The following is a 23,872-nucleotide window of genomic DNA, read 5'->3' as shown; positions in this document are numbered from 1 at the left end:
GGAAACTCATGCAATACATCACCATTCTTGGCGCGACCGGCTCGGTCGGCGTGTCCACCCTGGACGTGCTCGCGCGTCATCCCGAGCAATACAGCGTGTATGCGCTGAGCGCCCACAGCCGCGTGGCCGAACTGGCCGCCCAGTGTCTGCAATTCCGTCCGCAGCGCGCCGTCGTCGGCACGGCCGACGCCGCCCTTGAACTGACGCGCTTGCTGCGCGGGCAGGGCATCGCTACGCAAGTCGAGTACGGCGTGGAAGCCCTGTGCGCCATCGCCAGCGCGCCGCAAGTAACGGGCGTGATGGCGGCCATCGTCGGCGCGGCCGGCCTGGCGCCCACCTTGGCGGCGGCACGCGCCGGCAAGAAAGTATTGCTGGCCAATAAAGAAGCGCTGGTCATGTCGGGCCAGCTGTTCATCGATGCCGTGCACGATAACGGCGCCGTGCTGCTGCCCATCGACAGCGAACATAACGCCATCTTCCAATGCATGCCGCACGCGCATGGCCGCGCGCCAGGCGCCGCTGGCGTGGCGAAAATCGTGCTGACGGCTTCCGGCGGCCCCTTCCTCACGCGCGACGTCGAGACGCTCGACACGGTCACGCCGGACCAGGCATGCAAGCATCCGACCTGGGCCATGGGACGCAAGATTTCCGTCGATTCGGCCACCATGATGAACAAGGGCCTGGAAGTGATCGAAGCGCACTGGCTGTTCGGCGCGCCGGCCGAGCAGATCGAGGTGCTGATCCACCCGCAAAGCGTGATCCATTCGATGGTTTCGTACATCGACGGTTCCGTGCTGGCCCAGCTGGGCAATCCGGACATGCGCACGCCGATCGCGCATGCGCTGGCGTATCCGCGGCGCATCGCTTCCGGCGTGGCGCAGCTGGATCTGGCGCAAGTGGCCACCTTGCAGTTCGAACGTCCCGATTTCCGCCGTTTCCCTTGCCTGGCGCTGGCGTTCGACGCCTTGCGCGCGGGCGGCACGGCGCCGGCCCTGCTCAATGCAGCCAATGAAGTGGCCGTGCAAGCGTTTCTTGACGAGCAGATCGGCTTCCGCCAGATCGACAGAGTCATCTCCCACGTGATCGAGACGGTGCCGCATGGTGCCGCCTCGAGCATCGAGGCCGTGATGGAGCAGGACCGCCTGGCCAGAGCGGCCGCGCACGCGTATATCGCCCAGAGGCTGGCCGCATGACGCTGATTACCACCTTGCTGGCCTTTATCGTCGCGCTCGGTTCACTGATTACCCTGCACGAGCTGGGCCACTACCTGGTGGCGCGCTGGTGCGGCGTGAAAGTGCTGCGCTTCTCGATCGGCATGGGGAAAGTGGTGTATTCGCGCAAGTTTGGCAAGGACCAGACGGAATGGGCGATTTCCGCGCTGCCGTTGGGCGGCTATGTGAGCATGCTCGACAGCCGCGCGCAAGACCTCAGTGACTTGCCGGAAAGCGAATTGCGCCGCGAATTCACGCGCCAGAGCGTGTGGCGCCGCATCGCCATCGTGGCCGCCGGTCCGCTGGCCAATTTCCTCGTCGCCATCGTGCTGTACGCGGGCCTGTTCATGCATGGCATCGAAGAGCCGTCGAGCAAGCTCGGTCCCGTGGCCGAGCAGACGGCCGCCTACGCGGCCGGCTTGCGCAGCGGCGATACGGTTGAAACGGTGAATGGCAAGGCCGTGGCCAGCTGGTCCGAGCTGCGCTGGGAACTGATCCAGGCCACCCTCGACAAGCAGCCGGCGCGCATCGAAGTGCGCCGTCCCGACCGTGGCCAGCAGGAAGCGACCTTGCCGACGGCCAGCCTGACGGAGACGGACCTGGAAGGCGACGTGCTGGGCAAACTGGGCCTGACCCTGGCCCGTTCCGCGCCGACCCTGATGGAAATCATGCCCGGCGGCGCCGCCGCGCGCGCCGGCCTGCAGAAAAACGACCAGATCCTGGCCATCGACGAGCAGCCCGTGCACGACGTGGCGGCCGTCATCGCCACCCTGAGCCAGGCGCCTGGCCGGACCTTGCAATTGCAACTCTTGCGCCAGGGCCAGGACCTGACCTTGCCCATTACGCCGGAGGCCGTGCCGGGTGCGGGGACAGCGGGAGCTGTAACAGTTGGTAAGATCCAGGCAAAGCTGGGGCAGGTGCCGGATATGATTACCGTGGCATCCGGACCGTTCTCTGCCGTGGGCAAGGCGTCCACCAAGGTCTGGGACACGAGTGTCATGAGCCTGAAAATGCTGGGTAAAATGATTACCGGCCAGGTCTCGCTGAAGAATGTGACGGGACCCATTACCATCGCCGATTACGCGGGCCAGACGGCGCGCACCGGCCTGGTAAGCTACCTGAGCTTCATCGCCTTCATCAGTATCAGTCTGGGCGTGATGAATTTGCTACCCATTCCTGTTCTGGATGGCGGGCATTTGCTGTATTATTCGCTGGAAGTTTTGACCGGACGCCCCTTGCCGGAGCGCGTAGGCGAGATTGCCCAGCGCCTGGGGATCGGTTTGTTGCTGACCTTGATGGTGCTTGCCGTCTTTAATGACGTATTGCGATTGCTGAATTAGGGCGGTGGTTGATGCCATTGCGTGAGTCGCACAAGCAATCTTTTGTGTATGTTGTCCATTGATTTACCCATTGAATAACCCCAATGAAATTACATTCTGCTCGTTTTGCCTTGCCTTCCTTTCGTCGCAGCCTGATCGGCGCCGCCGTCATGGCCTTCTGTGCCGGCCATGCGCTGGCCGTCCAGCCATTCACTGTCAAGGACATCCGGGTCGAAGGGATCCAGCGTACTGAAGCGGGTACTGTTTTCAGCTACCTGCCGGTGCGCGTCGGCGAAACGTTCTCCGACGAGAAGAGTATCGCCGCCATCAAAGCCCTGTACGCGACGGGTTTTTTCAAGGACGTGCGCCTGGAAGTCGATGGCGACGTGCTGGTGGTGCTGGTCGAGGAGCGCCCGGCCATCGCTGCCGTGGAATTCACGGGCACCAAGGAATTTGAAAAAGATGTACTGGTCAAGGCCTTGAAGGAAATCGGCGTCGGCGAAGCCAAGATTTTCGACAAGGCTTCGGTCGACCGCGCGGAGCAGGAGCTCAAGCGCCAGTATCTGTCGCATGGCCTGTACGGCGTGAAGATCACCACCACCGTCACGCCGATCGAGCGCAACCGCGTCAACGTGGTGTTCGCCGTCGACGAGGGCGACGTGGCACGCATCAAGCAGATCAACATCGTCGGCAACAAGGCCTTCACGGACAAGGAACTGCGCGAACAACTGGCCCTGAATACGGGCGGCTGGTTCAGCTGGTATACCAAGGCCGACCAGTATTCGAAGACCAAGCTGACGGGCGACATCGAAGCGCTGAAGTCCTACTACCTGGACCGCGGCTATATCGAGATGCAGGTCGATTCCACGCAAGTGTCGATCACGCCCGATAAAAAAGACATTTACCTGACGATCAATATCACCGAAGGTGAAAAGTACAAGATCGCCGGCACCAAGTTCGAAGGCGAGATGTTCGGCCGCGAAGAAGAGCTGAAGGCGCTGAACCTGATGCGCGAAGGCGAGATCTACTCGGGCGCGCGCCTGACGGCCACGAACAAGCGCATCCAGGACCGCCTGGCCACGTTCGGCTATGCCTTTGCCAACGTCAACGCCAATCCGGAAATCAACCGTGACAAGCATGAAGTAGGTTTTACTTTCTTCATCGATCCGGGCAAGCGCGTGTACGTGCGCCACATGAATATCGCCGGCAACACCACTACGCGCGATGAAGTCATCCGCCGCGAATTCCGCCAGTTCGAATCGTCCTGGTACGACAGCAACAAGATCAAGCTGTCGCGCGACCGTGTCGACCGCCTCGGCTACTTCAAGGACGTGACCATCGACACGCCGGAAGCGCAGGGCTCGACCGACCAGGTCGACGTCAACGTGACGGTGGTGGAAAAACCAACGGGTAACTTCCTGATCGGTGGTGCCTTCTCGCAATCGGAGAAGTTCACCCTGTCGGCATCGATTTCGCAGGCCAACTTCGCCGGTAGCGGCAACACGGTCGGCATTGAACTCAATACCAGCCATTACAGCCGCACGATTGCGTTCTCGCAAACCAATCCGTACTTTACGGACGATGGCATTTCGCGCAGCTTTGAAGTTTACCTGCGGACGACGGAACCGCCGGCGCTGAACATCGGCAGCTACAAGATCAAGCAAACCGGTGGCCGCGTCAGTTTCGGCGTGCCGTTCTCGGAAGTCGACACCATCTTCTTCGGCATCGGCGCCGAGCGCTCGCGCATCGAAACCGACATCACCAGCCCGATCCGCTTCAAGCAGTACGTGATCGACAATGGCGGCCCGTCGGACGGTATCGGTTCGGCCACGACCAATTCCATCCCGCTGACGGCGGCATGGCAGCGCGACAGCCGCGACAGCGCCCTGACGCCATCGATCGGCCGCTACCAGCGTGTCAACCTGGAGGCTGACCTGATCGGCGACCAGAAATACTTCCGTGCCATCTATGAGCACCAGTATTTCCGTCCGCTGTTCAGCAAGGTCACCCTGGCGCTGAAGGGTGAACTCGATTACGGCCACGGCATCGGCAAGCACGTGTACCCGGTGTTCAAGAACTTCTACGGCGGCGGCATCGGTTCCGTGCGCGGCTACCTGAGTTCCTCGCTGGGCGCGGTCGAACCGAGCACCAACGATGCACTGGGCGGCGCTTCGCGCCTGATCGGTAACGCCGAACTGCAGATGCCATTCCCCGGTTCGGGCAATGACCGCAGCCTGCGCTGGTTCGGTTTTCTTGACGGCGGCCAGGTCTACCAGGAAGGCGAAAAAATGCGGATCTCGCAATTGCGCTATTCTGCTGGCTTGGGCATCAGCTGGATTTCACCGGTGGGCCCGCTCAAGCTGAGCTATGCCAAGCCGCTGAACGCCAAGCCGACGGACCGCCTGGAACGCTTCCAGTTCCAGATGGGCACCGGTTTCTGACCGGCCATCTGAACCGGGGCGACAGCTTTTACCTTTTGACCATGGAGTATCATGAACACCGCATCCGCTACCCTGCCCAAGTCCCTTGCCGTGATCGCATTGTGCTGGAGTTCGCTGTTGCCGGTGCAGGCGCAGGCTCAGGAGTCGAAAATCGCCTGGATCAGCAGCGAACGTATTTATAACGAATCGAAGCTGGCCAAAGCGGCCAGCGCCAAGCTGGCCGAAGAGTTCCGCTCGCGCGAAAAAGCCGTGCAGGAACTGGGCAGCCGCTTCAAGGTGGCCAACGAAGCCCTGGAAAAGGACATGCCCACCCTGAGCGAAGCCGAGCGCGCCAAGCGCCAGCGCGAGTTTTTCGAGCTGGACAAGGAGCTGCAACGCCGCCAGCGCGAATTTCGCGAAGACCTGAGCCAGCGCACGAACGAAGAGCGCAGCGCCATCGCGGAAAAAGCCAACACCATCATCCAGCAGATGGCGCATATCGAAGGATATGACATCGTGCTGCAGGAAGCCCTGTGGGCCAGCCCGCGCATCGACATCACCGACAAGGTCTTGAAGGCGCTGGACAAGTAACAGTAACAAAATAAGGGTTATCAAGATGGGCACTCGACTAGGAGACTTGGTCGAACGCTTCGGTGGTCAATTGGCGGGCGATCCCAACCTGGAAGTCACAGGGATCGCGCCGCTGGCCGACGCCGGCGCTTCGCACATCAGCTTTCTCAGCAATAGCAAATTCCGCGCGCAGGCCGCCCAGAGCGGCGCTGCGGCGCTGATACTCACGCCGGCCGACGACGCGCTGATCGGCGTTGAATACACCGGCGCGCGCATCGTCACACCGAATCCCTATGTGTATTTCGCGCGCGCGGCGCAGTATTTCGCCGCCCTGCACGAGATCAAGGCGCCGATCGGCATCCATCCGGCCGCCTTTGTCGATGCCAGCGCGCAGGTCGATGCCAGCGCCTCCGTCGGCGTGCACGCGGTGATCGAGGCGGGCGCCGTGATCGGTGCCGGCTGCGTCATCGGTCCCGGCTGCGTGGTGGGGCGCGATGCCGTCATTGGCGCGGGCACGCAATTGCTCGCCAACGTGACCTTCCATGCGCGTTGCGTGATCGGCCAGCGCGGCATCATCCATTCCGGCGCCGTGATCGGCACCGACGGATTCGGCTTCGCCAACGAAGGCGGCGTCTACATCAAGATTCCGCAGACGGGCAGGGTGGTGATCGGTGACGATGTCGATATCGGCGCCAATACCACCATCGACCGCGGCGCACTGGCCGACACCATCATCGAAGATGGCGTCAAGCTCGACAACCAGATCCAGATCGGCCACAACTGCCATATCGGCGCGCATACGGCCATGGCCGGCTGCGTCGGCGTGGCCGGCAGCGCCGTCATCGGCAAGTACTGCACCTTTGGCGGCGCCGCCATGGTGCTCGGCCATTTGACGATCGCCGACCGCGTCCATGTCGGCTCGGGCAGCATGGTCTCGCGCTCGATCGCGGAAGCGGGCCAGTACACGGGGTTTTATCCGCTGGCCAAGAATGCCGACTGGGAAAAGAGCGCCGCCATCGTGCGCAACCTGTCAAGCATGCGCGAGAAGATACGCACGCTTGAAAAAACAATTAAAACACTGACCACGCAAGACGAAAAATGACTACTGAAAAAAAGACCCTCGACATCCTCGCCATCAAATCGCTGCTGCCGCACCGCTATCCGCTGCTGCTGGTTGACCGCGTGCTGGACTGGGAAGCGAACAAAACCATCACCGCCATCAAGAACGTGACGGTCAATGAAGAGTTCTTCCAGGGCCATTTCCCGCACAAGCCGGTCATGCCCGGCGTGCTGATGATCGAAGCGCTGGCGCAAACGGCGGCCTTGCTGTCGTTTCTGTCGATGGGCGTGAAACCGGATGAGAACTCGGTGGTGTACTTTGTCGGCATCGACAATGCGCGTTTCAAGCGTCCTGTCGAACCGGGCGACCAGCTGAAGATGGACGTGGAAATCCTGCGCGTCTCGCGCGGCATCTGGAAATACAAGGCGGTCGGCTCGGTCGACGGCAAAGTGGCGCTGGAAGCGGAATTGATGTGCACCATCCGTAGCGCGCAGGATGCGAGCCAGTCTGCGAGCCAACCAGCGGGGCAGTGATGGCGGCGATCCACTCCACGGCAGTCATCGATCCGAAGGCTGAGCTCGACAGCTCGGTCGAAGTGGGTCCGTACACCATCATCGGTCCGCACGTGCGCATCGGTGCCGGCACCAAAGTTGGCCCGCACGTGGTCATCGACGGCCACACGACGATCGGCAGCGACAACCACCTGTTCCAGTTTTCTTCCATCGGCGCGCAGCCGCAGGATAAAAAATGGGCGGGCGAGGCGACGCGCCTGGACATCGGCGACCGCAACACCATCCGCGAATTCTGCACCTTCAACACGGGCACCGTGCAAGGTGGCGGCGTGACGCGCCTGGGCAATGACAACTGGATCTCGGCGTATGTGCACCTGGCGCACGACTGCCTGGTGGGCAACAACACGATTTTCTCGAACAACGCCCAGCTGGCGGGCCACGTGGAGATCGGCGACTGGGTCATCATGAGCGGTTTCGCCAATGTGCACCAGTTCTGCAAGATCGGCGCGCACGCCTTTGTCGGCATGAGCACCAGCCTGACGCAGGACGTGCCGCCGTTCGTGCTCCTGAACGGCAATCCGGCGCAGGCGCATGGCGTCAATATCGAGGGCTTGAAGCGCCGCGGCTTTACGCGCGAGCAGATCAACGGCATCCGCACCGCGTATAAACTCATCTACCGCGCGGGACTGACCCTGGAAGAATCCAAGGCGGCCCTGTTCGAAGAAGAGCAGGCCTCGTCGCCCGAGGTGGCGCAGCACATTCGCGCCATGCGCGAATTCCTTGGCGTGGCCTCGCGTGGCATCGTCCGCTGACCAGGCCAGCGGCCTGTCGGTCGCCATCGTCGCCGGCGAGGTGTCGGGCGACCTGCTGGCCAGCCGGCTGCTGTCCGGCCTGGTGCCGCAGCTGCCCGGCGCGCGCTTCCACGGCATCGGCGGCGAGCACATGGCCAGGCAGGGTTTTGTGTCCGACTGGCCGCTCGACAAGCTGACCGTGCGCGGCCTGTTCGAGATCATTCCCCGCTACCGCGAAATCAAGGGCATCCAGAACGCGCTGCGCGACCAGCTGCTGGCGGAGCGTCCCGCCGTTTTCATCGGCGCCGACTATCCCGGTTTCAACCTGGGGCTGGAGCAGCAGCTCAAGGAAGGCGGCATCCCCACCGTGCACTACATCGGGCCGCAGATCTGGGCCTGGCGCGGTGGCCGCATCAAGAAAATCATCAAGGCCGTCTCGCACATGCTGGTGATCTTCCCGTTCGAGGAAGAAATCTACCGCAAGGCGGGCGTGCCCGTCACCTATGTCGGCCATCCGCTGGCCGAGATGATTCCGTTGCAGCCCGACGAAGCGGCCGCGCGCCGCACCCTCGGCTTGCCGCAAGACGCGAATGTCGTGACCCTGATGCCGGGCAGCCGCATGGGTGAACTCAAATACAATGCGGTGGCCTTTGTCGGCGCCTGCAAGCTGCTGCTTGCGCGCGACCGCTCCCTGCGTTTCGTCGCGCCCATGGCCGGCGAGAAGCAGCGCCAGTACTTCCTGCAACTGGTACGTGAAGCTGGCCTGCAGGACGTCGAGATATTGCTCACCGACGGCGGCTCGCATACGGCCATCTGCGCCGCCGATGCGGTGCTGGTGGCGTCCGGTACGGCCTCGCTGGAAGTGGCGCTGTACAAGAAGCCCATGGTCATCGCCTACAAGATGATGCGCGCCTCGTGGGAAATCATGCGCCACATGGGCTACCAGCCGTGGATTGGGCTGCCCAACATCCTGGCGCGCGACTACCTGGTGCCCGAGCTGCTGCAAAACGCGGCCAGCCCGGAAGCGCTGGCCGAGGCCATGTGGCAGCAGCTCAGCGACGTGCCGGGCCGTTTGCGCCTGGTGCAGCGCTTCACGGACATGCACCACAGCCTGCTGCGCGACAGCGCGCGCGAGAGCGCCAACGCCGTCATGCAAGTCATCGCCGCCAACCGCAAGTAACTCCAATCACCGCTCCAAGCGCATTACCAACCAAAGATTCAACGTGAAAAATATCTATCCCGGCCTGTTTGACGACTTGCCATTCTCGCTCGATGAAATCATCTGCGGCGTCGACGAGGCAGGCCGCGGTCCGCTGGCCGGCCCCGTCTTCGCCGCCGCCGTGATCCTCGACCCGAGCCAGCCTATCGACGGCTTGCGCGACTCGAAAAAACTCAGCGAAGCCAAGCGCGACCTGCTGGCGCCGCAAATCAAGGCCAAGGCCCTGGCCTGGGCCATCGCCGAAGCGTCGGAAGAGGAAATCGACCGCCTGAATATTCTGCAGGCATCGATGCTGGCCATGCGCCGCGCCGTCGAGGCGTTGAGTACCGTGCCGACCCTGGCCCTGATCGACGGCAACCGCTGCCCCGTGATGCCGATCCGCGGCATGGCCATCATCGGTGGCGACGACAAGGTCGATTCGATTTCGGCCGCCTCGATCCTGGCCAAGACGGCGCGCGACGCGGCCCTGGTGCACCTGCACGCGGCCTATCCCGAGTACTGCTTCGACCAGCACAAGGGCTATGGCACCAAGCTGCACCTGGAGCGCCTGCACCTGCACGGCGCCTCGCCCGTGCACCGCCGCTCGTTCGCGCCCGTGCGCAATGTGATCGCCCTGTTTGGCGCGCAAGAGGTGGTGGCATGAAGACGATTACCTCGCGCGACAACGCGCAATACAAGGAGCTGTTGAAACTGGCGGGCAGTTCGCAGGCGCGCCGCAAGTCCGGCCGCACTCTGCTCGACGGCGTGCATCTGTGCCAGTCGTATCTGCAGCTGCGCGGCATGCCGGAGCAGTGCATCGTCAGCGAAGGCGCCTTGCGCAATCCGGAAGTGATGGAGATCGTCGGCCAGCTGGAAAGCCAGCGCGCGCACGTACTGGGCTTGCCCGATGCGCTGTACCACGCGGTGAGCCAGGTCGAACACGGCGTGGGCGTGATGTTCCTCATCGAGACGCCGGAACGGGCCGTCACGCAGCCCCTGAGCGTATCGGCCGTGCTGCTCGATAACCTGCAAGACCCGGGCAATGTCGGCTCCATCCTGCGCAGCGCGGCGGCAGCCGGCATCACGCAGGTGTACTGCAGCGCCGGCACGGCCTTCTGCTGGTCGCCGAAGGTGCTGCGCGCGGCGATGGGCGCGCACTTCGTGCTCGACATCTTTGAAAACGTCGATCTGGCGGCACTGGTCGCCGACGCGAAGGTGGCGACACTCGCCACCAGCGGCTACGCCACGAAGCAGCTGTACGACGTCGACCTGCGCCAGCCCGTCGCCTGGCTGTTCGGCCATGAAGGGCAGGGCGTGGCCGACGACCTGCTGTCGATGGCGACGCACCAGGTGGTCATTCCGCACCTGGGGCAGATCGAATCGCTGAACGTGGCCGCCTGCGCCGCCGTCTGCTTCTTCGAGCAGCTGCGCCAGGGCCAGGCCTGAACAGGGTCGCGATGTCTTTTCCTGTGCTCGCCGACGGTGCCGCACGTGACGAAGCCTGGTGGCGCCAGGTGGCCGCGTTTTATCCCGCGCCGCCGGACGCCATCGTCAATCTGGAACACGGCTATTTCGGCGCCATGGCGTCGCCCGTGCAAGCCGCCTTCGAGCAGGCCGTGCGCTACACCAATGAACAGCTGAGTCCATTCGTGCGCGGCGAATTCACGCGCACGCATGTGGACATTCTGCGCCAGCGCCTCGCCGCGCTGATCCATGCCGAACCGCACGAGATCCTGCTGACGCGCAGCGGCACCGAGTCCATGCAGGTGCTGATCACGCAGTACCAGGGCCTGGCGCCCGGCGATACCGTGCTGTGGAGTAATCTCGATTATCCGGCCACGCGCACGGCCATGCGCTGGCTGGCGCAGGGCCGTGGCGTCACCAGCACGCAAGTCACATTGCGCTTGCCCATCGGCGATGACGAGATCATCGCCTGTTACGCGCAAGCCATGCGCCAGGCCGTCAGGCCGAAACTGCTGTTGCTGTCGCAGGTGACGCCGGCCAATGGCCAGCAGTTGCCGCTGCGCGCCTTGATTGCGCTGGCGCGCGAACACGGCATCGATATCGTGCTCGACAGCGCCCATGCCTTGGGGCAGGTGGCGCTCGATGTGCGCGCGATGGATGTCGATTTTGCCGGTTTTAATTTACATAAATGGCTGGGTGCTCCGCCGGGGCTGGGCTTTGTGTATATCCGCGCCGCGCAGCTGCACAAGATCGAGCCGCATTTTGGCGACGACGATTATCCATTGGACGATATCCGCTGTCGTCTGCACATGGGCATGCCGCCGATCAGCGCCATCCTGGCCGCACCCGCCGCGCTCGACTTTCATGAGCGCCTGGGTGGCACGCCAGCCAAGAACGAACGCCTGGCCTGGCTGCGCAATTACTGGGTCGAACGGGTGGCGCAGCTGCCCGGCGTGCGAATCTTGTCGCCACTGGATGCGGTGCGCGGCACGGCGCTGGTGGCGTTCGCCATCGACGGCATGGACGCGCGCGCGCTGCAGCAGGCCTTGCTGCAGCGCTTTGGCATCTTCACGGTGGAACGCAATATCGGCGACACCGATATCGTACGCGCCACGGTGGCCGTCACCACCACCACTGCAGAGCTGGACCGGCTGGTGGCGGCGCTGGAGGTGCTGGGCAACGAGGCATAGCGGCAGGTCCGCCAGGAAAGCCGGCTGTGCGGTGACTTACAGTTTCAGCTCAGCGATTTTGCGCAGGCCCTGCTCGACATTGTTACGTGCCGCACCTTCCGTCGCCAGGCGCAGGCGTGTGGTTCCTGCGAAGGCGTCGGTGGCGCTGGCCGTGTATTCCGACTTGATGGCTTCCTGCCATACCTTGCCGCTGTCGCTGGCGCGTATCAGTGTCCAGCCCATTTCCAGGCCTACAGTAAAGGAAAAGCCGAAATTGGGCTGGACGACGTTGACGATGTTGACGGTCAGCAGGTAGTCGCCGCCCTTGCCGGGCACCACGCGCGAAAAGGTCTTGGTCTGGTTGATCGCTTCGGTGACCGCTTTCGCCAGTTCCGCGTTGTCGATCTGCGATTTACCCAGGGTGTCGGTGCCGCTGCCGCCGAGCGCCGCCACTGACACCGATTGTGGGTGTTGCTGGCTTACTTTCAGTGTCACCGGCACCATTGCCTGATAGGTGACGGGTGATGCGCAACCGCCCAGTGCCAGCAGAGTGGCAACGACAGGGATGGCGAGCAGGCGCGCTGCATGGAATGGCAGAATTTTTTTCATGATATGGGTCGTGGATGAGTGAACACGGCGCGGTTTGCCGCAGGCAGCAAACCGCAGGATTTACTGCGGCGAGGCGGAAAAAATATTGTTCAGCACTTCATCGACCATTTCGTCGGGCGACTTGCGCGCCATCGAGGTATGGAAGGAATTGCCAGTGGCAAGCGGGAAGCCGGTTTTCGGATCGCGCAAGTTGACGCTCAGTTCCACCATGTACATGGTGATATCCCACACCCACTTGTCGGCGTACGTGACGGCGACATCGGCGTTGTACGGTCCCGCCAATACAGGACCGTTGGTCACCACATAGCCGCGCTTTTCCAGATTAGCCTTGATGATCTTGTCGATATGGCGCCCGTCTTGCGGCAACTTCACCACGTAGACGCTTTTGATGCTGTTCAGATCGGTTCCCGGACTGAGCGAGCTGGTGGCTTTATTGATAGCGCAGCCGGTCAGTGACAGGGCCGCCAATATAGTGCAGCTTGACGCAAAAACGGAAAGGGTATTACGTTTAAACATACTATGATGGCCTTGGTGGTAACGCGATCGAGCAAAAATAATGTCCGCGCGGTGGAGAACTCTTATTTGCTTTTAAGAAATAAAATAATAATGCATTTATGATAAATAAGAAAGTGTAAAGATTGAGTTTTCAGCCAGCTGCGACCTGGCCTGCTATCGGCCACGCCGGATCACCGCAGTTTGGTCAGGGACATCGAAAGGGAGTTTTTGATCACTGGCCAGTCGGGGATGACTGCAGCAGAGAGTAAGGTCGTGGAAAGCGCGAAAGATATTTTAAGAGCAAGCCACTGGCAAGACCTCGGCCAGCGGCAGTGCCACTTCAACATGCGATAGCCTGGGCCCCTCACGTTTTATTGCAGATACCTTGCTTTCGACGTGATGCCTGCGCTACGCGGCGGACCTTTCTGTGTCAATACTCGCGGCGGTTCGGCTTGATTTCTTGCAGGATCGTCGTGGAGATCTCTTCGATCGACTTGGTGGTCGAGGAGAGCCAGCGGATACCTTCGCGTTTCATCATTTTTTCCGCCTCGTTGACCTCGTAACGGCAATTTTCGATGGCCGCATACTTGCTTCCGGCGCGTCTTTCGTTGCGTATTTCCGACAAACGTTCGGGCGTAATGCTTAATCCAAAAATTTTATTCTTAAATTCCAGCAGGGCCGATGGCAGCTTGTCGCGCTCGAAATCGTCGGGAATCAGCGGATAATTGGCTGCCTTGATGCCGTATTGCATGGCCAGGTACAGGCTGGTCGGGGTCTTGCCAGAGCGCGAAACACCCACCAGAATGACATCGGCCGAGGACAGGTTCTTGTGCGACTGGCCATCGTCGTGCGCCAGCGAATAGTTGATCGCCTCGATGCGATTTTTGTATTCTTCGCTGTCGACGATATTGTGCGAGCGCCCGATGGTATGGGTCGACATCACGCCCAGCTCCTGCTCCAGCGGGGCGACAAAGGTCTGGATCAGGTCCATGTGCATGCCGCTGGACTTGCGGATCACGGCCGACAGGTCGTTCTTCACCAGGGTGGAGAAAATGATCGGGCGCTGGCCATCGGTGACGAAGGCTTCGTTGATCTTGCGCGCCGCCTCGTAGGCCTTGTCCATGGTATCGATGAAGGGCAGGCGGATCTGGCGGAAACGCAGATCGAACTGCGTCAGCACCGAGTGGCCGAAGGTCTCGGCGGTGATGCCGGTGCCGTCGGAAACGAAGAAGACGGTGCGCGCCGCGGAGGGCAGGGGGGGGCGTGGATCTTGTGTCATGGGTTTTCGGATCAAGATTGTGCGTCGTCAATTTGCGCCGCACAAGGTAAAATGGCTGCAACGGTATGATTGTGCTGCACGACGCCAAGAATAACAAGAAGACTGTCCGTGCACCGCGCGTAAAGATTTCTATCATCAGTAAGGGTGTCATTATGACCAACGCAGTATCGCAACAGCAGGAAGACAAGGACGCGGTGTATGTTGCCTCGTTCGAGCATTTGCGCATGACGGATGTCGAATCCGTCGGCGGCAAGAACGCCTCCCTGGGCGAAATGATCAGCCAGCTGGCGGAAGCCGGCGTGCGCGTGCCCGGTGGCTTTGCCACCACGGCGCAGGCATTCCGCGATTTCCTGTCGTATAGCGCCAACGGCGGCTTGCCGCTGGCCGAACGCATCGCCCAGCGCCTCGAAGGGCTGAACATCGATGACGTGCGCTCGCTGGCGCAAGCCGGCGCCGAGATCCGTCAATGGATCGTCGAAACGCCGTTCCAGCCACGCCTGGCCGCTGAAATCGACCAGTTCTACGCCAAGCTGGTGGCCGATTCCGACACAGAAATGTCGTTTGCCGTGCGTTCCTCGGCCACGGCGGAAGACTTGCCGGACGCGTCTTTTGCTGGTCAGCAAGAAACCTTCCTGAACGTGGTCGGCATCGACAACGTGCTCGACGCCATGAAACAGGTGTTCGCCTCGCTGTACAACGACCGTGCCATCTCGTACCGCGTGCACAAGGGCTTTACGCACGCGGAAGTGGCCTTGTCGGCCGGCGTGCAGCGCATGGTGCGTTCCGACTTGGGCGCGGCCGGCGTGATGTTCACCATCGACACGGAATCGGGCTTCAAGGACGTGGTCTTCGTCACCTCCAGCTATGGCCTGGGCGAGACCGTGGTGCAGGGCGCCGTCAATCCCGACGAATTCTATGTGCACAAGCCGATGCTGGAAAAAGGCAAGTCGCCTGTGATCCGCCGCAATATCGGCTCCAAGCTGCTGAAAATGGAATTCACGAACGAAGCGAAAGCCGGCCGTTCCGTGAAGACCGTCGACGTGCCCGTCGAAATGCGCAACCGCTATTCGCTGAACGACAGCGAAGTGGTGGAACTGGCAAAGTACGCCGTCATCATCGAGAACCACTACGGCCGTCCGATGGACATCGAGTGGGGCAAGGATGGCCGCGACGGCAAGCTGTACATCCTGCAAGCGCGTCCTGAAACCGTCAAGTCGCAGCAAAAGGCGACGGACGTGCAGGAACGCTTCAAGCTGAAAAGCACGGGCACCGTGCTGACGTCCGGCCGCGCCATCGGCCAGAAGATCGGCGCCGGCCCCGTGCGCGTGATCCACGATCCGGCCGACATGGAGCGCGTGCAGCCAGGCGACGTCCTCGTTGCCGACATGACGGACCCGAACTGGGAGCCGGTCATGAAGCGCGCTGCGGCCATCGTCACCAACCGTGGCGGTCGTACTTGCCACGCAGCAATTATTGCGCGTGAACTCGGTGTGCCTGCTGTCGTCGGCTGCGGCAACGCCACCGACGTGCTGAAAGACGGCACCTTTGTCACCGTGGTGTGCTCCGAAGGCGACGAAGGCAAGATCTACGATGGCTTGCTGGAAACGGAAGTGTCGGAAGTGTCGCGTGGCGAATTGCCGAAGCTGGACACCAAGATCATGCTCAACGTGGGCAATCCGCAGCTGGCGTTCGACTTCCAGTCCGTGCCGAATGCGGGCGTGGGCCTGGCGCGCCTGGAATTCATCATCAATAACAATATCGGTGTGCACCCGCGCGCGATCCTGGAATACCCGAACATCGACGCCGACCTGAAAAAGGCCGTGGAATCGGTGGCGCGTGGCCACGCTTCGCCGAAAGCGTTTTACATCGACAAGCTGGCCGAAGGCATCGCCACCATCGCTGCCGCATTCTGGCCGAAAAAAGTCATCGTGCGCCTGTCCGACTTCAAGTCGAACGAGTACAAGAAGCTGATCGGCGGTTCGCGCTACGAGCCGGACGAGGAAAACCCGATGCTGGGCTTCCGCGGCGCGGCGCGCTACCTGTCGGCCGATTTCTCCGAAGCGTTCAACATGGAATGCGAAGCGATGAAGCGCGTGCGCAATGACATGGGCCTGACGAACGTGGAAATCATGGTGCCATTCGTGCGCACCCTGGGCCAGGCCGAGAAAGTCATCGACCTGCTGGCGAAAAATGGCTTGAAGCGCGGCGAGAACGACTTGCGCGTCATCATGATGTGCGAAGTGCCATCGAACGCGATTCTGGCCGACCAGTTCCTCGACCATTTCGACGGCTTCTCGATCGGTTCGAACGACCTGACCCAACTGACCCTGGGCCTGGACCGCGATTCCGGCATGGAATTGCTGGCCGCCGACTTTGATGAACGCGATCCAGCCGTGAAAGCCCTGCTGTCGCTGGCCATCAAGGCTTGCCTGGCGCGTGGCAAGTACATCGGCATCTGCGGCCAGGGTCCTTCGGATCACCCTGACTTCGCCGTCTGGCTGATGGAGCAGGGCATCGAATCGATGTCCCTGAATCCGGACTCGGTGATCGACACCTGGCAGAAGCTCGCCGCGCTGAAAGCGTAAGCGTCTTTATTGCCCTCTGAAAACCCGCTGCCGCTCACCTGGCAGCGGGTTTTTTTACGCCTGCCATGCGGCGCACGGCAGTATTCGATGGGCTTGCGCCAGATCAGCTAAAATGATTCCACCAATACATTGAAACGGGAGTTCTCATGGCAAGCAAGAAACCGAGCAAAGTTGCAAAGATCGACATCGGCATTTCCGAGGCGGACCGCGCGAAGATCGCGGAAGGCCTGTCCGGCCTGCTGGCCGACAGCTATACCCTGTACCTGATGACACATAATTTCCACTGGAACGTCAAGGGGCCGATGTTCAACACCCTGCACCTGATGTTCATGACGCAATATACGGAGCAATGGGGCGCGCTGGATCTGATCGCCGAGCGCATCCGCGCCCTCGGCTATCCGGCGCCGGGCACCTACAAGGAATTCGTCAAGCTGGCCTCGATCAAGGAAATCGACGGCGTGCCGCCGGCGCTGGACATGGTCAGCCACCTGGTATCGGCACAGGAAGCGACCGCGCGCACGGCGCGCCGCTTGTTCCCGCTGCTGGAAAAAGCCAATGACCAGCCGACGGCCGACCTGATCACGCAACGCCTCGATGTGCATGAAAAGACGGCATGGATGTTGCGCAGCCTGCTGGAAGAGTAATTGCCAGGCCGGCGGCGCTAATTCGCCCCCGGCTATTGACGCCATCAGGAATTGCGTTAGACTGCTTGTATATAGGTGTTTGGCAAGAAGAATATCAGGCTGTACTGCGCATTAAACCCCGTCGCTTATATAGGCTGCGGGGTTTTTTATTTTCGGGTTCACAAGGATGGAGGCATCATGGCTGAATGGGTAGGCTGGTTTGTGGCGGCTGGCGCGGTATTGATCCTGGAACTGTTTACGGGCACGTTTTATTTGCTGATGATCGCCATCGGCATCAGTGCCGGAGGATTGGTGGCGCTGGCGGGCGGCAATGGCGGCTGGCAAGCCGTGGCGGCGGCTATTGTCGGCGTGGCGGCCACGCTGTTATTGCGGCGCAGCCGTTTTGGCAAGGCGGCGCGGCGCGATGCGGCGCAGGATCCGAATGTGAACCTCGATATCGGCCAAAGCGTGGCGGTCGCGCATTGGGTCGATGGCGCGGCGCGCGTGATGTACCGCGGCGCCTTGTGGGATGTGGAACTGATTCCCGGCAGCGATACGCAGGCAGGTCATTACACCATCCGTGCCGTGCGTGGCAGCCGTTTGATTGTTGGATAACCTGGAGAGTAGATTATGGAAGTAAGCATCGGAAGCATGTCGCTGATCTTGTTATTGCTGGCATTGGTATTTGTCTTCAAGACGGTCAATGTGGTGCCGCAGCAGCATGCCTGGGTGGTGGAGCGCCTGGGCAAGTTCCACGCGGTATTGGGCCCTGGCCTGAATATCGTCGTGCCTTTTGTCGACCGTATCGCCTACAAGCACGTGCTCAAGGAAATTCCGCTCGACGTGCCGCCGCAGGTATGCATTACGCGTGACAATACGCAATTGCAGGTCGATGGCATTCTGTATTTTCAGATTACCGATGCCATGCGTGCTTCGTACGGCTCGTCGAATTATATTGCCGCCATTACGCAACTGGCGCAAACGACCTTGCGTTCGGTGATCGGTAAAATGGAACTCGACAAGACATTTGAAGAACGCGACCATATCAATACCGCCATCGTGAATGCCATTGATGAATCGGCGGCGAATTGGGGGGTCAAGGTATTGCGTTATGAAATCAAGGATTTGACGCCGCCCAAGGAGATTCTGCATGCGATGCAGGCGCAGATTACGGCCGAGCGCGAAAAGCGCGCACTGATTGCCGCTTCGGAAGGGCGCAAGCAGGAGCAGATCAATATCGCCAGCGGTGAGCGCGAAGCGAATATTGCCCGCTCGGAAGGCGAAAAGCAGGCGTCGATCAACCGCGCCGAAGGCCAGGCTACGGCCATCGTCGCGCTGGCGCAAGCCAGTGCCGAGGCGCTGCGCCAGGTGGGCGCCGCCATCCGCGAGCCGGGTGGTGAAGATGCCGTCAATCTGAAAGTGGCCGAACAGTATGTGGGCGCGTTCGCGCAATTGGCGAAAACGAATAACTCGATTATCGTGCCGGCCAATCTGGGCGATATAAGCGGGTTGATCGCCACGGCGATGCAGGTGGTGAAAACGCAGAAGCCGAAAGGCAGCGTGACTATCCCCTGATTACCTGGCTGGGTGAATAGCAAGCTAGTAGCAAGGTTTCATCAATACTGCCCGCTGTATAGCGGGCAGTTTGCATTTATGGGCTGGGAATATGTGGCGGCGGCAGGCCGGAGTATCGGCGGCTGAATGAATTACATTGAATTTTTTTCTTCATGCTATGCTATGCGCACTTTGATGATTATGTGCTGTCATGCGGCGCTTATTTCTTTGATTGGCGTAACATCTGCCGCGCAGGATCCCGGATAGCGTTTGCAGGCGATGTACGATTGGCGATAGTATTGAACCCATGTATATTTTGAATTGCAATTGCTATAAATTGCAATGAAACAGAAAGTACCGCAAAATAAATACAGCCGATGGCGCTGTATTGAATCGCAGCCGCACAAAGCAGGGGTATCGCGCGGGCCATTCATGGCCGATGTGCGCTCCCATGATTGAAGACTTGCATCATTTGAAAGCCCGGAAAGCAGGTTTTTTTGGTAAAAGAATTGTAAAAAACAATCAAATTTCAAGAAAAATCACCTCAGTCGCGTTACAATTGGATAGAATCTAACTGTTCAGTTATATTTTTCAACTCACACAAGGAAATATCATGGATCTGTCGAACTTATCCCTGTCCGAACTGCGCACCTTGCAGGACGACATCAAGAAGCAAATGAAGAAGCGCGAACAGGATGATCTGTCCAAAGCACGCGAGCAAATCCTGGCGATTGCCCAGAGCGTCGGCGTTTCCGTAAAAGATCTGGTTGGTACAGGGATTCGCGCTAAAACGGGTACGGTCGCTGTGCGCTATCGCAATCCGGATGATGCGACGCAGCAATGGACTGGCCGTGGCCGTCAACCGAAATGGGTCAAAGAGTGGACCGATTCGGGTAAGTCGCGCGATCTGCTGAAGGTGTAATCCTGAAGGTTTAAAAACCGTTCATTCGGATGCTTGTCCTGTGGAGTGGTACAGGTGTAGTACAAGGCAGCATGCAAGCATCCGGAACTTTGTTGATTCTCTCTCGTTGGCCAGCTCGGTCAAGCTGATTTACCTCGGCTTATCTCCATGGTATTTTTATCAATGCCAGTCTTTTTTCCCGCCTTATCTCATTCCCTCCCTGTTTTAATCCTGCCACGCCGCGCTTTTTTTTCGTTTGCCGCAGATAGTGGCAAAATAAAACCCGGCATATAGCCGGGCTTGAGGGTGTCGGCGCAGCACGCTGCGCGTGGTGCCGGATCAGCGGCGGTGCGACTTCATCGCCGCCTGCACTTCACGCGCGCCGTCGCGGTCGCGCTCGGCTGCCCGCTTGTCGTGCTGCTTCTTGCCCTTGGCCAGGCCGATTTCGCATTTTACGCGGCCGCCCTTGTAATGCAGGTTGAGCGGCACCAGCGTATAGCCGGAGCGTTCCACCTTGCCGATCAGTTTATCCATTTCCGTACGGTGCAGCAGCAGCTTGCGCGTGCGTACGGCTTCCGGGTGGATATGGGTGGAGGCGGTCGGCAGGGCGCTGATATGCGCGCCGAACAGGAAGAGCTCATCGCCGCGGACGACGACGTAGGCTTCCTTGATTTGTACGCGGGCGTCGCGGATGGCTTTGACTTCCCAGCCTTCCAGCACGATGCCGGCTTCGTAGCGATCCTCGATAAAGTAGTCGTGGAAGGCTTTTCTGTTGTCTGCTATGGTCATGAGATGGTAAATGTGCGCGGGTCGGTTAAACTACTGTCTCGCGCAAGCGCGATCAAATCAAATGTATCCAACATCATAGCAAATGGTTCTTCAATGGCAGTAGTACATAAATCAGTTTTTCTCGGCTATAGCGCCGAACAAATGTTCGCGCTGGTGGCGGCGGTGGAGGATTATCCCAAATTCCTGCCCTGGTGCGGTGCGGTCGAGGTTCGCGAACGGGGCGAGAACACGGTTGTCGCCAGCGTGGGCATACATTACCACGGCGTGCGCCAAAGCTTCACCACGTCCAACGAGAACGTGCCGCCAACCTCCATCAAGATGAAGCTGGTGGACGGTCCTTTCAAGACCCTCGATGGCGTGTGGACCTTCAAGGCCCTGCGTGAAGATGCCTGCAAAATCGAACTGGACCTGCACTACGAGTTTTCCAGCCGCGTGCTCGAACAGATCATCGGCCCCGTCTTCGGCATGATCGCCAACAGCATGGTCGATTCCTTCTGCAAGCGCGCGGAGACCGTCTATGGCTGAGGCCGCCATCGAGGTGCAAGTTTGCTACGCCTTGCCGGATAGCAGCTTCCTGCGTTCCCTGAGCGTGCCTGCAGGCACCACCATCGAGCAGGCGGTGGCGCAGAGCGGCTTGCTGCAGGCTGTCCCTGGCATCGACCTGGCCATCAATATGGTGGGTATCCATGGCAAGAGAAAGCCGCTCGATGCCGTATTGCACCAGCATGACCGGGTGGAAGTGTATCGCCCCTTGCAGGCCGACCCGAAAGAGGCGCGCCGACGGCGTGCCAGCGGCAAGCCTGCGAAGGGTTGAGCGGGCAGGGCGGCGGCGTGACCGCTGCCTGGCGAGCTTCATTTTTTGCTATTCCCAAATATCTTTTCTATGCTGCAAGGACGGAGGGCACTTTTTTCTGTATAACTTGCTTTTAACCACCACAAGCAAGCATCCATGCGGGTTCCAGTCGTTTTGCCGTTTGAATGGGCGAAACGTGGGCGAAAATACTAAGCTGCCCCTGCCTTTAGCCCATCAGTCATTTTGCAATACTGATCAGGCAACACGCCACCTTCCTGCTCAACCCAGCGGCCATACGTTCGGGTGATCATGGTCGTATCGGTATGCCCCATTTGCTTTGCCACGTACATTGCGTTGGCGCCCGTCGATAGCAACGTCGACGCGAATGTGTGCCTCGTTTGATACGGATTTCGGTAGCGAACCTGAGCCTTCTTGATCATTGCCGCCCAGAAGAGGCTCAGGCGCTGCGTGTTGTCCCAGCCCTGGCCGGTGGCCGGATCAAGGAACACCAGGCCACCAGCAAGGAAGCTATGTTGTTTCTGTGCAACCAGCGCCGCGACAGCGCCGCGCCGCAGGTCGACCAAGCGGCGCCCGGCGCGCGTCTTCAGCTCCTCTCGCGACTCGCCCATCACGCGCGAGCGCTCAACCTTCGCCTTGAATCCGGCCCAATCGATCGATTCCCAGCGCAGCGCGATGTATTCACTCGGGCGCATGCCTGTGTAGAAGGCAAACTGAAAGACATTGCGGGCCTGGCCTTGGGCAGCATCGAGGATGGCCGCAATCTCCTGAGCGGAAAAAGGATCAACTTCGTATTCAGCCTTGTAGGCATCGCGGTCCAACGTTTTTTGCAATTTCACCCGGTCGAGCGGGTTGCTATCAATCAGGTCGTCGTTTATCGCCAGTTCCAGCGCGCCGCGCAGCGGAATGAGAATTTGTCGGACAGAGGTTGCTTTCAGCGAAAGATCGACGATCCACGTGCGCAGCGCGGCCGGCGTAAGCTCGGTGAGCAGGGTATCGCCCCATTGCCCCATCAGTATTTTGTTGAGCACGCGCTTGTAGCTTTTCAACGTGCTGGGCGCGAGGATGCGCTCGTAGATCTCGAATTGCTGTTTAAGCAGGTCGCCAACGGTTACATCCTTGCCCCGAGGTTGCAAGCCGAACTTCTTCAACTGCGTCGATTCGGGGAAATACTTGGCATAGCTGAAATTGCCCAGCGCAATGGCGTTCAGGATCTCGCCGCGCAGGCGCTCGGCGTACTTGATGTTTGCCTTGCTGTGTGCGAGCTTCAACGTTTCCCGGCACTCAGTTCCTCGGTACATGAACTTTATGCGGATCGATTCGCTTTGGACGCCGGACCGGAGTTCGACGCCTGGCGGGCTGGACTTGTTTGTTCCCATTTTGCTACCCATTCTTCTACTGCCGGCAAGTTGATCCACAGCCGACCATCCACAATTTTGCATTGATTGCCATCGAGCCACTTGCCCGCCTTGCGACGGGCCTGCACGGAATCGACGGAATCTCCTGATATTTCGACGTAGCGCTCCAGCTTCACCCAGGCCAGAGGCTGGCGCTCTGCCTCTGCCTTGGCAGCCGCTGCGCGCGCATTTCGCTCTATGGTTTCGACCAGCTTGGCCACCATGTCGTGCTCGCTCATGTTCATGGCGTGCTCCCGGCCGGCAAGTCGCCGGCATGCCCGCTACCACCGCAAGCGGGGCAGTCCAGTTCGCCGCTGCCTGGTTCGGCGCCGCTGTTCAAGAAGACCAGGCCGCCCGGCGTTCCCGCAATGCTCTGGCCGGCGGCGCGCGCTGCCGCGATGGCTTGCTGCGCCTCGGGCGAGAGCGGGGCGCGGCGACGCACGAGCCGGGCTTCCAGCTGCGCAATGCGAGCATCGCGCTCCCGCACCTGGTTCTTGAATGCCGGCGCCTCGCAATCGCGCGCGCATGGCGCCGGGTGCCTCCCGTCGGCTTGAAGTGCCTGGCGGTCGGCCTGCTTGTTGGTGCGGGCGGCAAGAAGGCGGTCGTATGCGCGCTCCAGCTCGATATCGAGCTCGGCCTGCAGCTCCTTCACGCGGGCTTCGGCTTGCTCCACCTTGCTGGACCACAGTTCACCCAATGTCTGGCTTTCGGTCAGGGCCGCTGCCCGCCATTCGTTGACCTGCTTCAAATCGGCTTCGGCTTTCTCGGCGCGCTGCTGCCATGCATGGACGCAAGTGCATTGGCCACGCCACTCGCCGTCCAGCCCATGCACGTCGCCAGTTCCGCCGCAGGCGCTGCACAAGGCGCGCATTTCGGCGCAGGTGCCTTTGGCATCGCCCTGCGCTGCTCGGGCGGCGGGCGCTGCGGCGATCATGGCCCGAAATACTGCATTGCCAGTCCAGATTTTATTGATGGCTGTGGTGTCGATACGTACCGCCTGCGCGCCAGCGGTTTGCATCGCGTCATTTGGCTCGACCGGCACCAACTTCCAACCATCCGGTACGGCGGTGGGCTGCGCCGACGGGGCAGCCATGCCCGGAACGGCCAGGCCATCG

24 protein-coding genes and 1 pseudogene are annotated in these 23,872 nt (G+C 60.5%); 18 read left to right on the top strand and 7 right to left on the bottom strand.

Translation table 11 applies throughout. The features are described from left to right. Window positions 1-8: 8 nt before the first annotated feature. From ispC to K0F86_RS16645, 11 genes are all read left to right on the top strand, one after another. Window positions 9-1,193, top strand: a complete 1,185-nt coding sequence (gene ispC / locus K0F86_RS16695; protein ID WP_219135453.1) for a 1-deoxy-D-xylulose-5-phosphate reductoisomerase — start codon at window positions 9-11, stop codon at window positions 1,191-1,193. Continuing rightward, entirely contained in the window at window positions 1,190-2,551 is a 1,362-nt protein-coding gene (gene rseP, locus K0F86_RS16690) for an RIP metalloprotease RseP (protein WP_219135452.1), read from the top strand. Before ispC ends, rseP begins: the two co-directional genes overlap by 4 nt. A gap of 83 nt (window positions 2,552-2,634) precedes the next feature. Continuing rightward, the gene (gene bamA / locus K0F86_RS16685; RefSeq protein WP_219135451.1) at window positions 2,635-4,971 is read left to right on the top strand and encodes an outer membrane protein assembly factor BamA; all 2,337 of its coding nucleotides are present in this window, start codon (window positions 2,635-2,637) and stop codon (window positions 4,969-4,971) included. Window positions 4,972-5,022: 51 nt separating this feature from the next. Further along, the gene (locus tag K0F86_RS16680; protein WP_219135450.1) at window positions 5,023-5,541 is read left to right on the top strand and encodes an OmpH family outer membrane protein; all 519 of its coding nucleotides are present in this window, start codon (window positions 5,023-5,025) and stop codon (window positions 5,539-5,541) included. 25 nt (window positions 5,542-5,566) lie between these two features. Further along, window positions 5,567-6,622: a UDP-3-O-(3-hydroxymyristoyl)glucosamine N-acyltransferase gene (gene lpxD / locus K0F86_RS16675; RefSeq protein ID WP_219135449.1), complete on the top strand. Its 1,056-nt coding sequence runs from the start codon at window positions 5,567-5,569 to the stop codon at window positions 6,620-6,622. Then, window positions 6,619-7,113, top strand: coding sequence for a 3-hydroxyacyl-ACP dehydratase FabZ (gene fabZ, locus K0F86_RS16670; protein WP_071077748.1), 495 nt, complete (start codon window positions 6,619-6,621; stop codon window positions 7,111-7,113). The genes lpxD and fabZ overlap by 4 nt, the downstream gene beginning before the upstream one ends. Beyond that, entirely contained in the window at window positions 7,113-7,904 is a 792-nt protein-coding gene (lpxA, locus tag K0F86_RS16665; protein ID WP_219135448.1) for an acyl-ACP--UDP-N-acetylglucosamine O-acyltransferase, read from the top strand. The genes fabZ and lpxA overlap by 1 nt, the downstream gene beginning before the upstream one ends. Further along, window positions 7,888-9,063 (top strand): lipid-A-disaccharide synthase, encoded by a 1,176-nt coding sequence (lpxB, locus tag K0F86_RS16660; RefSeq protein WP_219135447.1) that lies wholly within the window; start codon window positions 7,888-7,890, stop codon window positions 9,061-9,063. The genes lpxA and lpxB overlap by 17 nt, the downstream gene beginning before the upstream one ends. Before the next feature lie 43 nt (window positions 9,064-9,106). After that, a complete protein-coding gene (gene rnhB / locus K0F86_RS16655; protein WP_219135446.1) occupies window positions 9,107-9,745 on the top strand; it encodes a ribonuclease HII in 639 nt (212 codons plus the stop codon). Then, window positions 9,742-10,527, top strand: a complete 786-nt coding sequence (locus K0F86_RS16650; RefSeq protein WP_219135445.1) for an RNA methyltransferase — start codon at window positions 9,742-9,744, stop codon at window positions 10,525-10,527. Before rnhB ends, K0F86_RS16650 begins: the two co-directional genes overlap by 4 nt. Window positions 10,528-10,538: 11 nt before the next feature. Then, entirely contained in the window at window positions 10,539-11,735 is a 1,197-nt protein-coding gene (locus K0F86_RS16645) for an aminotransferase class V-fold PLP-dependent enzyme (RefSeq protein ID WP_219135444.1), read from the top strand. A 36-nt stretch (window positions 11,736-11,771) separates the two neighbouring features. On the opposite strand, the gene K0F86_RS16640 is transcribed toward K0F86_RS16645, so the two are convergent. The 3 genes from K0F86_RS16640 to K0F86_RS16630 form a co-directional block, all read right to left on the bottom strand. Continuing rightward, entirely contained in the window at window positions 11,772-12,323 is a 552-nt protein-coding gene (locus K0F86_RS16640) for a hypothetical protein (protein WP_219135443.1), read from the bottom strand. 60 nt (window positions 12,324-12,383) lie between these two features. Then, window positions 12,384-12,695 (bottom strand): DUF4136 domain-containing protein, encoded by a 312-nt coding sequence (locus tag K0F86_RS16635; RefSeq protein ID WP_219135442.1) that lies wholly within the window; start codon window positions 12,693-12,695, stop codon window positions 12,384-12,386. A 553-nt stretch (window positions 12,696-13,248) separates the two neighbouring features. Beyond that, a complete protein-coding gene (locus tag K0F86_RS16630; protein ID WP_100872735.1) occupies window positions 13,249-14,097 on the bottom strand; it encodes a pyruvate, water dikinase regulatory protein in 849 nt (282 codons plus the stop codon). A 152-nt stretch (window positions 14,098-14,249) separates the two neighbouring features. Between K0F86_RS16630 and ppsA the strand changes: the two genes are divergently transcribed. The 5 genes from ppsA to K0F86_RS16605 all read left to right on the top strand — a co-directional run bounded on the left by ppsA (window position 14,250) and on the right by K0F86_RS16605 (window position 19,781). After that, entirely contained in the window at window positions 14,250-16,682 is a 2,433-nt protein-coding gene (gene ppsA / locus K0F86_RS16625) for a phosphoenolpyruvate synthase (RefSeq protein WP_099764156.1), read from the top strand. Window positions 16,683-16,828: 146 nt separating this feature from the next. Then, window positions 16,829-17,326, top strand: a complete 498-nt coding sequence (locus K0F86_RS16620; protein ID WP_219135441.1) for a Dps family protein — start codon at window positions 16,829-16,831, stop codon at window positions 17,324-17,326. A gap of 177 nt (window positions 17,327-17,503) precedes the next feature. Then, entirely contained in the window at window positions 17,504-17,920 is a 417-nt protein-coding gene (locus tag K0F86_RS16615; RefSeq protein ID WP_219135440.1) for an NfeD family protein, read from the top strand. 15 nt (window positions 17,921-17,935) lie between these two features. Then, window positions 17,936-18,880 carry an SPFH domain-containing protein gene (locus K0F86_RS16610; protein ID WP_219135439.1) on the top strand — a complete coding sequence of 315 codons (945 nt, stop codon included), beginning with the start codon at window positions 17,936-17,938 and terminating at the stop codon, window positions 18,878-18,880. Between the two features lie 592 nt (window positions 18,881-19,472). Next, window positions 19,473-19,781 (top strand): H-NS family nucleoid-associated regulatory protein, encoded by a 309-nt coding sequence (locus tag K0F86_RS16605; RefSeq protein ID WP_071077739.1) that lies wholly within the window; start codon window positions 19,473-19,475, stop codon window positions 19,779-19,781. A gap of 318 nt (window positions 19,782-20,099) precedes the next feature. Here K0F86_RS16605 and smpB read toward each other — a convergent pair whose 3' ends face one another. Beyond that, window positions 20,100-20,549, bottom strand: coding sequence for an SsrA-binding protein SmpB (gene smpB / locus K0F86_RS16600; RefSeq protein WP_034752217.1), 450 nt, complete (start codon window positions 20,547-20,549; stop codon window positions 20,100-20,102). Between the two features lie 93 nt (window positions 20,550-20,642). Between smpB and K0F86_RS16595 the strand changes: the two genes are divergently transcribed. Both K0F86_RS16595 and K0F86_RS16590 read left to right on the top strand, forming a co-directional pair. Next, window positions 20,643-21,074 carry a type II toxin-antitoxin system RatA family toxin gene (locus K0F86_RS16595; RefSeq protein WP_071077738.1) on the top strand — a complete coding sequence of 144 codons (432 nt, stop codon included), beginning with the start codon at window positions 20,643-20,645 and terminating at the stop codon, window positions 21,072-21,074. After that, window positions 21,067-21,363, top strand: coding sequence for an RnfH family protein (locus tag K0F86_RS16590; RefSeq protein ID WP_219135438.1), 297 nt, complete (start codon window positions 21,067-21,069; stop codon window positions 21,361-21,363). The genes K0F86_RS16595 and K0F86_RS16590 overlap by 8 nt, the downstream gene beginning before the upstream one ends. A gap of 188 nt (window positions 21,364-21,551) precedes the next feature. On the opposite strand, the gene K0F86_RS16585 is transcribed toward K0F86_RS16590, so the two are convergent. The 3 genes and pseudogenes from K0F86_RS16585 to K0F86_RS16575 all read right to left on the bottom strand — a co-directional run. Next, entirely contained in the window at window positions 21,552-22,661 is a 1,110-nt protein-coding gene (locus tag K0F86_RS16585; RefSeq protein WP_257572197.1) for an Arm DNA-binding domain-containing protein, read from the bottom strand. A 5-nt stretch (window positions 22,662-22,666) separates the two neighbouring features. Further along, complete coding sequence (locus K0F86_RS16580) at window positions 22,667-23,002, bottom strand: hypothetical protein (protein WP_219135436.1); 336 nt, start codon at window positions 23,000-23,002, stop codon at window positions 22,667-22,669. After that, a pseudogene (locus K0F86_RS16575) lies at window positions 22,999-23,872 on the bottom strand (hypothetical protein); the annotation flags it as partial. The pseudogene K0F86_RS16575 and the gene K0F86_RS16580, both read right to left, overlap by 4 nt.

It is taken from the genome of Janthinobacterium sp. UMAB-60 (genome assembly GCF_900095235.1).
Lineage (GTDB): Bacteria > Pseudomonadota > Gammaproteobacteria > Burkholderiales > Burkholderiaceae_D > Janthinobacterium.
This window is presented reverse-complemented; position numbering and strand designations above follow the sequence as displayed.

Coding starts and splice junctions, on each gene's coding strand:
- rseP (WP_219135452.1), top strand. CDS start 1,190: ATGACGCTGATTACCACCTTGCTGGCCTTTATCGTCGCGCTCGGTTCA.
- bamA (WP_219135451.1), top strand. CDS start 2,635: ATGAAATTACATTCTGCTCGTTTTGCCTTGCCTTCCTTTCGTCGCAGC.
- lpxA (WP_219135448.1), top strand. CDS start 7,113: ATGGCGGCGATCCACTCCACGGCAGTCATCGATCCGAAGGCTGAGCTC.
- K0F86_RS16645 (WP_219135444.1), top strand. CDS start 10,539: ATGTCTTTTCCTGTGCTCGCCGACGGTGCCGCACGTGACGAAGCCTGG.
- smpB (WP_034752217.1), bottom strand. CDS start 20,549: ATGACCATAGCAGACAACAGAAAAGCCTTCCACGACTACTTTATCGAG.
- K0F86_RS16650 (WP_219135445.1), top strand. CDS start 9,742: ATGAAGACGATTACCTCGCGCGACAACGCGCAATACAAGGAGCTGTTG.
- lpxD (WP_219135449.1), top strand. CDS start 5,567: ATGGGCACTCGACTAGGAGACTTGGTCGAACGCTTCGGTGGTCAATTG.
- K0F86_RS16620 (WP_219135441.1), top strand. CDS start 16,829: ATGGCAAGCAAGAAACCGAGCAAAGTTGCAAAGATCGACATCGGCATT.
- K0F86_RS16680 (WP_219135450.1), top strand. CDS start 5,023: ATGAACACCGCATCCGCTACCCTGCCCAAGTCCCTTGCCGTGATCGCA.
- K0F86_RS16610 (WP_219135439.1), top strand. CDS start 17,936: ATGGAAGTAAGCATCGGAAGCATGTCGCTGATCTTGTTATTGCTGGCA.
- K0F86_RS16585 (WP_257572197.1), bottom strand. CDS start 22,661: ATGTACCGAGGAACTGAGTGCCGGGAAACGTTGAAGCTCGCACACAGC.
- K0F86_RS16615 (WP_219135440.1), top strand. CDS start 17,504: ATGGCTGAATGGGTAGGCTGGTTTGTGGCGGCTGGCGCGGTATTGATC.
- ppsA (WP_099764156.1), top strand. CDS start 14,250: ATGACCAACGCAGTATCGCAACAGCAGGAAGACAAGGACGCGGTGTAT.
- fabZ (WP_071077748.1), top strand. CDS start 6,619: ATGACTACTGAAAAAAAGACCCTCGACATCCTCGCCATCAAATCGCTG.
- K0F86_RS16580 (WP_219135436.1), bottom strand. CDS start 23,002: ATGAACATGAGCGAGCACGACATGGTGGCCAAGCTGGTCGAAACCATA.
- K0F86_RS16630 (WP_100872735.1), bottom strand. CDS start 14,097: ATGACACAAGATCCACGCCCCCCCCTGCCCTCCGCGGCGCGCACCGTC.
- K0F86_RS16595 (WP_071077738.1), top strand. CDS start 20,643: ATGGCAGTAGTACATAAATCAGTTTTTCTCGGCTATAGCGCCGAACAA.
- K0F86_RS16605 (WP_071077739.1), top strand. CDS start 19,473: ATGGATCTGTCGAACTTATCCCTGTCCGAACTGCGCACCTTGCAGGAC.
- ispC (WP_219135453.1), top strand. CDS start 9: ATGCAATACATCACCATTCTTGGCGCGACCGGCTCGGTCGGCGTGTCC.
- K0F86_RS16590 (WP_219135438.1), top strand. CDS start 21,067: ATGGCTGAGGCCGCCATCGAGGTGCAAGTTTGCTACGCCTTGCCGGAT.
- K0F86_RS16640 (WP_219135443.1), bottom strand. CDS start 12,323: ATGAAAAAAATTCTGCCATTCCATGCAGCGCGCCTGCTCGCCATCCCT.